The following is a 9,912-nucleotide window of genomic DNA, read 5'->3' on the forward strand; positions in this document are numbered from 1 at the left end:
GAAATTTGCCGCCTAGGATGGCGATAAGGGTTCCATTATACTCTGCATATAGTGCCCATACAACCAGGGAGGGCATATGATATACTGTATGCTGTATGGGCTTGGCCAGTCTGCCCCATGGCCTGCCCATCTCGCCGCTTGGCATGTGCCCCAAATGACGCTGGCCAAGGAGAGGGCGCGGATTACAGGACTTACTTTATCTATCGTGAAGCTTGGACCGATTAATTTTCCCCAAGAGATAATCAAGGCAATTCGCGAGGAGCGGCTTGTGGTGTTTGCGGGAGCGGGAGTTTCCAAGGGAGAGCCTGCAAATCTGCCTAATCTCAGAGATCTTGCCGACGACATTGCCAAACAGGCAGGCGAAAGCAGTCTGAAAGAAACAGAACCTGAAGATCGCTTCCTTGGCCAGTTGCATAAAAAGCAGGTGGAAGTGCACCGACTGGCTGCAAACATACTCAATCGAGGCTCATTCACCCCTCTTCATCAGAATTTGTTGCGCCTATTCAGGAATCCGGCAAAAACCAGAGTGGTCACAACCAATTTCGATACGCTCTTTGAGGCAGCTGCCAACAAAGTATTAAATAAGTCGGTAGAAGTCTATAACGCCCCTGCATTGCCTCTAGGACACGATTTTACCGGCATTGTGCACATCCATGGCTGTCTGGATAAACCGGATACGATGCTCCTCACAGATGCCGACTTTGGCCGTGCCTATCTGACCGAGGGGTGGGCACGGCGTTTCCTGCTCGGCCTGTTCCGGGAATACCCGGTTCTCTTTGTTGGATATAGCCATGATGATGTCGTCATGCACTACCTTTCCCGGGCCTTATTGCCTGAAGACACAGAGAGAAAATTCGCACTGGTTGGGGATGACACAGGTACCAGCAAGTGGAAGTCTCTGGAGATACAACCAGTCATTTTTCACAGAACGGAAGAAGACCGCTATGCCGAGCTTGACGAGGGGGTGTCGGCTTTGGCGGAGTATGTATCTCAAGGCACATGGGATTGGAAAACCAGAATAACGGCGATTGCCTCAGGCGTGCCACCTGCTGATGAAGAAAATATTGATCGAATACTGGATGCCTTGCGTGATGAATCCACAACCCGGTTCTTTGTGAAAATGTCCCAAAAGCCTGACTGGATAGAGTGGCTGGATGAAAGGGAACTGCTGGCGCCCCTTTTTGAAGAGGGAGAACTAAAGAGAACAGACCAACTGCTTGCAGAATGGTTGACTGATAAGTTTGCTTTGCAGCATCCTGAAAAATTAATCCTGCTTGTTTCTCGTCATGGTGGGAAAAATATAAATCCGTATCTGTGGTACTTGCTGGGGGAAAAGTTTTCAGAGAGCAAGGCTGATGAGATAGGACAACCAGAACTGGCAAAATGGGTTTCCTTGTTACTCAACACCAAGCCAGATGTATATGATGGGCATGTACTCCTCTGGCTGACAAAACGCTGTGCCAAACAGGGAGACATCAACACCTCTCTTTTGATATTTGGCTCAATGTTGTCACACAGATTGGAGGTGAAAAGAGAATTTGCCTGGCCGAATGGAGAAGAGGAAGGGATAGAAAGAACCGGATTCGATGTAAGTTTGCCTTCCCCTGTCTATGGATGGGTACTTCACAATGCATACAAGGAGCATATAAAACCATCGCTGAACACAATCTCGGCCCCGCTACTGTCAGTTGCAATCAATGAGCTGGAAAAACGCCACTCGGCTCTTATCGTCTGGAATGCAGATAATCGAAACCGAGATCGTGATTCAGTCTATAGATTTTCAATCGGGCCACATGAAGAAGACAGGGCCCATGCCCCATTAAATGTTCTCGTTGATGTGGCAAGAGACAGTCTTGTGTCGCTGGGAGAAACAAACAATAGTTTGTCTGACTGCTGGCTGGACATTCTCAGCAAATCAGATGCGCCTTTAGTGAGGCGGATTTTTATACACGGGCTGGATGAACGAACAGACAAATCGGCAGACGAAAAACTGGACTTTTTTCTGAGCGGGCATGATGGGTTGTATCAGGAGTATGCATGCCATGAGGTGCATCGCCTTATTTTCAACCTGTACCCTGGATTAAGCAGGCCGAAACGATCTGAATTGATTCGTCTCATACTGGAATATGAATATCCGGATGCGGACAGAGAAAAAAGTGCGAAAAGGGCAGCACAAAAACATCTTGACTGGCTCCGGCGGTTACTGAAAGCTGATTCTTCTTGTCGTCTGGCGGAACAGGCGGAACAGGAAATAATTAACAGATACCCGGATTTTCAGCATCAGCCAGCAGCTGCATCGACATATCCGGGCAGTATCCAATCTGTTGAACAACTCCTGGAAAAACCGGTGCCGGAATGCATAGACGCACTGTCGACATCCGTGGTGGATGAGTGGGAGCTGCAAAGGGCTGTCATGGAAAAGGCCAGAGGGAAAGTTGCCTGGGGCCTTGATATGGCCAATGAGTTAGCCGAAAAATCTCAATGGGAAACTGCTTTATGGAAGGGTCTGCTGCACGCTTGGGAAGAATGGTCGCCTGAGGAAAAATACTGCAAAAAAATATTGAAATGGCTTGACACGAGGAAACTATGGGAGCATCACCTCGGCCATATAACGAACACTCTTCAAGCATTAATGCGGAGAGGTGGACATCTGCATGCAAGCGAGCTGTTAGGCCAAAGCAACAAAACAGCAACTGCCTTGTGGGGAAAAGTCAAAAAAGAAATAGACTTCCCCGATAGCAACGATGCCCCATTGCAATTTGCAATTAACAGCCCTCCAGGTATCCTGGCAGGATACTGGTTGGGCAGCATTCAATTATGGAAGACAACACAAACGCCATCGCCTGTAAGATTGCCGGACAGCTACAGAAAGGCGCTCAGCCAAATCATCCGGCCAGAGAGCGAGGCTTCCGGTATTTCGCTGACGATACTTGCCAGCCGGGTGGCGTTCCTGCTCTCCACTGATTACGACTGGACCAAAGAAAACCTTCTTGACTGGTTCGATATCGAAAAAGATTCACGGCGTTTCCAGCAAGCTTGGGGAGGGCTCCTTTTCGGCGGAGAGCTGACTTGGCAGGTTGCTGAAGAATTGGGGCCTCGTTTCCAGAAGGCATCAGCACATCTTGAGCAAGAATTGAAATCTTATAAAGACCGTTTTATAAATTATTTTGCGACTTCTGTTTTCTTTTTTGTCTCTAATCCTCAAACGAAATGGCTCCCCATTTTCCTGAAAGAAGCAGAACCAGATGCAAAAAGAGAACTCGCAGAACACATCGGAAGTTTCCTCAGAGACATGGATGTTGACCAACAAAAAAGGATATGGGGAAAATGGTTAAAGGAATACTGGCAGAAGCGCGTAAAGGGACTGCCCCTGTTGCTTGACCCTTTGGAGTGTGCGGCAATGGTGGAATGGGCGCCCCTGCTCGATGAAGCGTTGTTTCGGGAAGCAACAGAGTTGGCGACAAAAATGCCTCCCGCAAGATTTGAAAACCGCCACCCGGTAACATGCTACCTGTCAGAAAGCGATATGGTTACCCGACACCCGGAAGAAACAGTGAAGTTACTGATATATATACTTGGATCAGAATTTCCGGATGGTCTCATTTATTACTACATTCAAGAAATTGTCCGGAAGCTGGATAGAGAAAATGTACAGCAAGATTTACTGACACAACTTGACAGCCTCCTGGCAAAGCATGGAGTGCCCCGGGACAAATGAACTGCCGGCTTGTATGACGCAGAAACCTAAGACCACCCGAACCATTGATTTTACAGCGTGAGCCGCCGGGCGCCACCGCCCGGCGGCGTGCTACTGCGCCGCGACCAGTTTCAGTTTGTCGAGTGCGGCGCTGACCTGGTTGTCGTAGGCGAGCCACGCCTTCAGGTCGGCGCGGCGGCTGATTTTGGAGCGCGCCTCTTTTTCCTCTTCGGTCAGCACGATCGGCTCCAGTTCAATGTCCGGCGCGATGCCGACTTCGTGGATTGAGCGGCCCGACGGCGTGTAATAGCGCGCCGTCGTCAGTTTCAGCGCGCTGCCTTCGTCCAGTTGCTGGATAATCTGCACCGACGCCTTGCCGAACGAGCGGGTGCCCATGACGATGGCGCGCTTGAGGTCTTGCAGCGCGCCGGCGACAATTTCCGACCCCGACGCCGATCCTTTGTCTATCAGCACGACCAGCGACGACGCGCCCGAGCGGTCGGCGGTGCTGGACTTGTACTCCACCGCCGCGTTGCGGTGCCTGCCCTTGGTATAGACAATCAAACTCTGGTCGCTCAGGAAGATGTCGGCGACGCGCACCGCCTCCGCCAGCACGCCGCCGGGGTTGCTTCTGAGGTCGAGAATCAGGCCGCGCAGGGGCCGCTTGTTTTCGTTCACCAGGTTGCCGAGCAGCGCCAGCATGTCCTGCGATGTGCGCTCCTGGAAGCGGGAAACCCGGATGTAGCCGAAATCCGGCTCGAGCAGCGTCCCGCGCACGCTCTTGATCTTGATTTCGGCCCGCGTCAACTTGATGGTCAGCGGTTCGGGGGCGTTCTCGCGCAGCACCGTCAGCGTGACCTCGGTGCCGATCCGGCCCCGCATCAGGTCCACCGCCTCCGACAGCGTCATGCCCTTGACCACCTTGTCGTCAATCTGGCCGATCAGGTCGCCGGCGATGATGCCGGCGCGCTGCGCGGGCGTGTCGTCAATCGGTGCGATGACCTTGACAAAGTCGCCCTCCATGTCCACTTCAATGCCGAGGCCGCCGAACTTGCCGGTGGTGCCGATTTGCATGTCCTTGTAGGACTGCTCCTTCACATAGACGGAGTACGGGTCGAGTTCGCCCAACATGCCGTTGATGGCGCCCTCGATGAGTTTCTCGTCGGCGACCTCGTCAACATAACTGCTCTTGACGCGCGCGTAGATGTCGCTGAACAGGCGCAGCTCCTTGACCGGGAGTTTGACATTGGCCGAAGGCGACTCGTAGGTGACGCCGCCGAACGCCGCCACCACCAGCACCGCCAGCGCGAACGCGAGCAATTTGTGCCGGAATGTTTCTCTGTTGTTCATTTGTTCTTCTCTTGTGGTTCCGGGAAAACCGTGGCGTTTCATTATAAAGGATTCATCCGGCGGTGCATTGCGTGTGCCGCGACGGGGCGCACAGCGCGGCGGTGGCGGGCCGGAAACGGCGTTTGGGCCTTGTTTTTCGCGGCAAAACGCCCCTTGGCGCGTTTCTTGCTTTTATACAGGGCAGGAGAACTCAAAAACCAGGGGGTCATGATGAAACTTTTCCAATCCTTGCGGGCCGTGACGGTCCTGTCCATCGCCGCACTGGCGGCGGCGCCGCATCCGGCGGCTGTCGCCGGCGACGGCGAAGGCTACGAACTGGCGGTTTCCGCCAATGTCGGCTTTCTGTCGCAATACATTTTTCGCGGGCTGAAGCAATCCCATTCCGCCGCCAACGGCGGGATTGATGTTGAATACGGCCCGTTCTACATCGGCGCCTGGGCCGCCGACCTGAGGTCGGAGGAGGAAGGCGGCACCGGCGGCGGCGCGGAGTATGACTTGTACGCGGGCGCCTCGTTCGCGGTGCATGACATGGCGACGGTCGGCGTCGGCTACACAACCTACCAGTACACCGACCACTTCGACGACGAATACAACGAAGTCAACCTGACTCTGGGGCTGGCCTCCGAAGAGTTCCCGGTCGGCCTCGACCTGGAATACTCGTTCGGCGATTACAACGGCGACTACGACGGCGACGGCGACAACGACGACCGCTACTCGTTTTTCGCCGCCACCGCGAGCCTTGAGGGCTTCTACGCGACCGTCGGCGCCTTCAGCCGCGACGCCGACGGCGACTACTTTGAGGTCGGATACGGCGCCACTTTCAGGGATGTGATCGAGGTCGGCCTGGGCATCGTCAGTTCCGACAAGGACCTCGACGACGACACCCGGGTGTACCTGTCGGTGGGCACTTCGCTCGATTTGCTGTAAGCGCGGGGCACTGCGCGCCTTCTGCAAGCGGCCTTGCGGCGGTGCGCGTCAGTGGCGCGCGCCGTTTGAGAAGTCAATCATGCGGCGCGTCGAGACCAGCGCGCGGCGGCGGATTTCCTCGTCAATCACAATCTCGTTGTCGAGGCGTTCCAGCGTCTGCTCAAGGTTGTGCAGGCCGTTCATCGCCATCCACGGGCAGTGGGCGCAACTTCTGCAGGTTGCGCCCTCGCCCGCGGTCGGCGCCTCGATGAATTCGCGGTCGGGCGCGATTTGGCGCATCTTGTAGAAGATGCGGTTGTCGGTGGCGACGATGAAGCGCTTGTTCGGCAGCGTCTCCACCGCGCGCACCAGCGCGCTGGTCGAGCCGACCGCGTCGGCGATGTCTATCACCGCCGCCGGCGATTCGGGGTGCACCAGCACCGCCGCATCCGGATGGCGCCGCTTCAACTCCAGCACGCCGGCGTGCTTGAACTCCTCGTGCACCACGCAACTGCCGCGCCACATCAGCATGTCGGCGCCGCTGACGCGCGCGAGATAGGCGCCGAGATACTTGTCGGGCGCCCACAGGATTTTCTCGCCGCGGTCCATCAGGTGGCAGATGATCTCAAGCGCGATGCTGGATGTGACGACCCAGTCGGCGCGCGCCTTGACCGCGGCGCTGGTGTTTGCATAGACGACCACCGTGTGGCCGGGGTGCGCGTCGCAGAAAGGGGCGAACGCCTCGATTGGGCAGCCGATGTCGAGCGAACAGGTCGCTTCCGGCGCCGGCATCAACACGCGCTTTTCGGGATTCAGGATTTTGGCGGTCTCGCCCATGAAGCGGACGCCGGCGACGACCAGCGTCGAGGCGCCGGTGCGGCGCCCGAACTTCGCCATCTCGAGCGAATCGCCGACGAAGCCGCCGCTTCTCTCGGCGAGTTCCTGCAAGTCCTCGTCCACATAGTAATGAGAGACCAGCGCCGCATCCAGCGCCTTCAGCCTTTCCTCGATGCGCGCCATCTTGTCGCGGCGCTCGGCGCCGTGATACTGCGGCGCCAGCGCGCAGACACTGGCCGTTTCAGGCGCTTCCACTTTCGGCAGAAAATATTCCGGGTTTGCCGCCATCTGCTACCCCCATCGCTTTGCAGAGTCGCTGCGGAGACCTGTATTATAATGGATAACCGCCCCGAATTGCGGGGTTCTGAACACGAGGGACACCATGACTGCTGAAACATCCACCCGAATACCCGCCCGCGCTTCCGTTGCGGGCCGCGCCCGCAGGCTTGCGGCGCCAATGCCCGCCTGGGCCTTTGTTGCGAGGAATGCCCGCAGGCTCGCGGCGCTGATGCCCGCCCGCGCCTTTGCCGCAGGGCGCGCCCGAACGCTGGCGGCGCTGGCGCTGCTGGGCGCCGTCGCGGCGTGCACCGGCGAGGCATGGACCGTCGCCTGGTCGCTCGGCGACGAAGACGGCGTGCGGGCGCCGGAAAGCGCCTACTACGACGCCGGTTCCGGCACGCTGTTCATCTCCCAGATGGGCGAGGGCGGCGGCGGCGCCAAGGACGGCGACGGCTGGATATCGAAACTGGACACCGCCGGCAAAATCCTGAATGACAAATGGGTCGTCGGGCTGAACGCGCCGAAGGGCCTGCGCAGCCACCGCGGCACGCTGTGGGTCACCGACATTGACCGCCTGATTGCCATTGACATCGCCGGCGGCAGAATCGCGCACACGGTCGAGGTTCCGGATGCGAAGTTCCTGAACGATGTCGCGATTGACGACGAAGGCGCGGTCTATGTGTCCGACATGCAGACCAGCCGCATCCACCGCTACCATGGCGGCGAATTGTCGGTCTTCGCCGAAGGCCGCGACATGGAAAACCCCAACGGCCTGCTGGTTGAGAAAGACAAACTCATCGTCGCCGCCTGGGGGCTCGACATCCAGCACGACTTCAGCACCGCCGTCCCGGGCCGCCTCTACGCGCTCGACCTCAAGACGCGCCAACGCACCGACCTCACCGAACCGCTCGGCAACCTCGACGGCCTCGAGGCCGACGGCCGCGGCGGCCACATCGTAACCGACTGGGTTTCCGGCGATGTGTACCGCATCCGCAAGGGAGAAGTGAAAATCATCATGAAACTGCCCAAGGGCGCCGCCGACATCGCCTTCCTGACCGACCGCGACCGCCTGATCATACCGCGCATGCTCGAAAACCAGGTCACGGCCTTCGATCTGAAGGCCGCGGCTTTCTGAGCAAACAATCCCGCCGGCGGATGACCTGCAACCTGCCCGGGGTTTGGGGTATAATTCCTTCAGTGAGGGCAGGCCGGACCATCTGCCTGGCGGGCGACAAGGCCAATGGCCAGGATGTGCGTTGCGGACGCGGCTTGTCACGATGTCCTGTCTTAGGTCGCTGCCCTCACCCTTCATGCAAAAGCACCCCCTGTCTGATCGCATTTACATAGTCAATGCCTCTGCGCCCTTCCCACATTTCATAGAAGGTGACGAAATTACTGCCGTCCTGATTTTCGCGAAAGACGCAGACAATAACGGCATTGTCCCCATTGCGGCGGAACGCCTTTATATGGTGGATTAGGTCCTTGCCGCCCACAATTACCTGCTTCCAACTTTCGCTCGGTCTCACGATCGTCGGCACTACTGCGCTGGCAATAACTTCGCGGTGATCGCCAAACTTTCTGAGTGGGTGCCCGAAATCGCGCGGCGTAAGAATGACGGTTCCTGCCGGCGACCCCAGGACAAGGCGTTCCCGTCCACCAAAGACATCATCGTCAACTATTTCCATTGCCTGCTCCGGTGTCCGTGCGCGAGCGAGCGGACGCAACTCTTCCGCTCCGCCCATCTTCTCGATGCTTGACAGATTCAGACTCTTCCAGTCTCCGCGCCTGAATGGCGGAGATGCGGCAATCTTCGGCAACACAATCTTCGCCGTGTTTGTCGGTGCGCCTCCGTTCGGGCCTTGAAGCGCATCACGGCGTGCATTGCCTTGAGGCGGCGGCCTGGGTCAGGGCTTCGTGTTCGCCTTTCAGGCGGGCGTATTCCAGTGTGTCGGGGCCGTCGCCGTCTATCCAGAACAGGGTCGGGAAGAACAGCAGCGTGGCCACGCCCATCTGCACCGCGTCGGTGTCGGCGCGTTCCTTCAGGACCGCGCGCAGTTCGCTTTCACGCTGTACGACGCGGTTGATTTCCGCGGCGATTTCCCCGCAACTGTACTCTTTGTACGACAACGGCGACAGCGCCGTTGGCTCAATGTTGTCGGGGTTCGTCGCGCAGCCGCCCGCGAGCGCGCAGCCGATTGCAGTTGCAAACAAAAGTGTTTTCATAATGGTTTCCTCCATAGCAGGTTGTTTCCACAAAAATAAAGAGAAAACCAGCCCCAAAGGGCGCAAAGCCGACGAAACGGCCCGTTTGGCCGACGAACGGCGCACCGCCGGCGCCCAAAGCCCCGGTGTCGGCAGGCGCCGGGGTATCAAAGCGAGACAAAAGAATCGTCCTGCTGAAAAAAAGAAAAACTATATTGCGGCATCGCCGCCCCGCACCGCAGAGCGACATCTCCTTGCGCTGAAAACTTATAACGCCGCCGGGTCAATTCCCGAAATTTTAATCAAGTGTTTCTGTAATCCGGCCTTCAATGAAGTGTTTCCATGAACAGGCACTGAAATGCGGGCGGCTGACCCCGCCTTTGCGTAAATGTGGTGGCTGCCATTCACTCTTTTCAATTCCCAGCCCTCGCTTTCCAGAATCCGGCAAAATCTTTTGCCGCTAACCGCCTTCAGACCACAATCTCCATTACCTTGTCATTTCCGGTTACGGAAATTTTCCGGACATCCACCGACAGGCAGCCCTCGACCGCCTCATAAAGATTGTTCAACAACTCGTCAAAGGATTCCCCCTGCGTGGCGCATCCGGGAATGGACGGCACTTCCGCCCAGTAACCGCCTTC

11 protein-coding genes are annotated in these 9,912 nt (G+C 57.0%); 4 read left to right on the forward strand and 7 right to left on the reverse strand.

Annotated features, from left to right (window positions below; all coding sequences use genetic code 11):
- The first annotated feature begins 154 nt into the window (after window positions 1–154).
- Window positions 155–3,718: a DUF4020 domain-containing protein gene (locus OXU50_07940; GenBank protein MDD9869800.1), complete on the forward strand. Its 3,564-nt coding sequence runs from the start codon at window positions 155–157 to the stop codon at window positions 3,716–3,718.
- A gap of 90 nt (window positions 3,719–3,808) precedes the next feature.
- Here OXU50_07940 and OXU50_07945 read toward each other — a convergent pair whose 3' ends face one another.
- Together OXU50_07945 and OXU50_07950 are read right to left on the reverse strand one after the other, a co-directional pair.
- The gene (locus tag OXU50_07945; GenBank protein MDD9869801.1) at window positions 3,809–5,047 is read right to left on the reverse strand and encodes a S41 family peptidase; all 1,239 of its coding nucleotides are present in this window, start codon (window positions 5,045–5,047) and stop codon (window positions 3,809–3,811) included.
- Window positions 5,048–5,088: 41 nt separating this feature from the next.
- A complete protein-coding gene (locus tag OXU50_07950) occupies window positions 5,089–5,301 on the reverse strand; it encodes a hypothetical protein (GenBank protein MDD9869802.1) in 213 nt (70 codons plus the stop codon).
- On the opposite strand from OXU50_07950, the gene OXU50_07955 reads away from it, so the two are divergent.
- Window positions 5,285–5,974 (forward strand): TorF family putative porin, encoded by a 690-nt coding sequence (locus tag OXU50_07955; protein MDD9869803.1) that lies wholly within the window; start codon window positions 5,285–5,287, stop codon window positions 5,972–5,974. The genes OXU50_07950 and OXU50_07955 overlap by 17 nt on opposite strands.
- 48 nt (window positions 5,975–6,022) lie before the next feature.
- Here the strand turns inward: OXU50_07955 and nadA are convergent, their stop codons facing one another.
- Window positions 6,023–7,078 carry a quinolinate synthase NadA gene (gene nadA / locus OXU50_07960; GenBank protein MDD9869804.1) on the reverse strand — a complete coding sequence of 352 codons (1,056 nt, stop codon included), beginning with the start codon at window positions 7,076–7,078 and terminating at the stop codon, window positions 6,023–6,025.
- Window positions 7,079–7,298: 220 nt separating this feature from the next.
- Between nadA and OXU50_07965 the strand changes: the two genes are divergently transcribed.
- On the forward strand, window positions 7,299–8,204 hold the full coding sequence (locus OXU50_07965) for an SMP-30/gluconolactonase/LRE family protein (protein ID MDD9869805.1): 906 nt from the start codon (window positions 7,299–7,301) through the stop codon (window positions 8,202–8,204).
- Window positions 8,205–8,370: 166 nt separating this feature from the next.
- Here the strand turns inward: OXU50_07965 and OXU50_07970 are convergent, their stop codons facing one another.
- A complete protein-coding gene (locus OXU50_07970) occupies window positions 8,371–8,754 on the reverse strand; it encodes a hypothetical protein (GenBank protein MDD9869806.1) in 384 nt (127 codons plus the stop codon).
- A gap of 184 nt (window positions 8,755–8,938) precedes the next feature.
- On the reverse strand, window positions 8,939–9,292 hold the full coding sequence (locus OXU50_07975) for a metal ABC transporter ATP-binding protein (GenBank protein ID MDD9869807.1): 354 nt from the start codon (window positions 9,290–9,292) through the stop codon (window positions 8,939–8,941).
- Between the two features lies 1 nt (window position 9,293).
- Between OXU50_07975 and OXU50_07980 the strand changes: the two genes are divergently transcribed.
- Window positions 9,294–9,617 (forward strand): hypothetical protein, encoded by a 324-nt coding sequence (locus OXU50_07980; protein MDD9869808.1) that lies wholly within the window; start codon window positions 9,294–9,296, stop codon window positions 9,615–9,617.
- On the opposite strand, the gene OXU50_07985 is transcribed toward OXU50_07980, so the two are convergent.
- Together OXU50_07985 and OXU50_07990 are read right to left on the reverse strand one after the other, a co-directional pair.
- Complete coding sequence (locus OXU50_07985; protein MDD9869809.1) at window positions 9,539–9,745, reverse strand: type II toxin-antitoxin system HicA family toxin; 207 nt, start codon at window positions 9,743–9,745, stop codon at window positions 9,539–9,541. The two genes, OXU50_07980 and OXU50_07985, sit on opposite strands and share 79 nt — an antisense overlap.
- The coding region (locus tag OXU50_07990; protein MDD9869810.1) for a type II toxin-antitoxin system HicB family antitoxin at window positions 9,742–9,912 on the reverse strand (171 nt) is incomplete at its 5' end. The genes OXU50_07990 and OXU50_07985, both read right to left, overlap by 4 nt.

The sequence above is a fragment of the Gammaproteobacteria bacterium genome, from assembly GCA_028817225.1.
Classification (GTDB): Bacteria; Pseudomonadota; Gammaproteobacteria; order Poriferisulfidales; family Oxydemutatoraceae; genus Oxydemutator.

What these genes read in the sequence shown, in the direction of transcription:
- OXU50_07945 (MDD9869801.1), bottom strand. Translation starts at nt 5,047, where the DNA reads ATGAACAACAGAGAAACATTCCGGCACAAATTGCTCGCGTTCGCGCTG.
- OXU50_07950 (MDD9869802.1), bottom strand. Translation starts at nt 5,301, where the DNA reads ATGGACAGGACCGTCACGGCCCGCAAGGATTGGAAAAGTTTCATCATG.
- nadA (MDD9869804.1), bottom strand. Translation starts at nt 7,078, where the DNA reads ATGGCGGCAAACCCGGAATATTTTCTGCCGAAAGTGGAAGCGCCTGAA.
- OXU50_07940 (MDD9869800.1), top strand. Translation starts at nt 155, where the DNA reads ATGACGCTGGCCAAGGAGAGGGCGCGGATTACAGGACTTACTTTATCT.
- OXU50_07970 (MDD9869806.1), bottom strand. Translation starts at nt 8,754, where the DNA reads ATGGAAATAGTTGACGATGATGTCTTTGGTGGACGGGAACGCCTTGTC.
- OXU50_07975 (MDD9869807.1), bottom strand. Translation starts at nt 9,292, where the DNA reads ATGAAAACACTTTTGTTTGCAACTGCAATCGGCTGCGCGCTCGCGGGC.
- OXU50_07965 (MDD9869805.1), top strand. Translation starts at nt 7,299, where the DNA reads ATGCCCGCCCGCGCCTTTGCCGCAGGGCGCGCCCGAACGCTGGCGGCG.
- OXU50_07980 (MDD9869808.1), top strand. Translation starts at nt 9,294, where the DNA reads ATGGTTTCCTCCATAGCAGGTTGTTTCCACAAAAATAAAGAGAAAACC.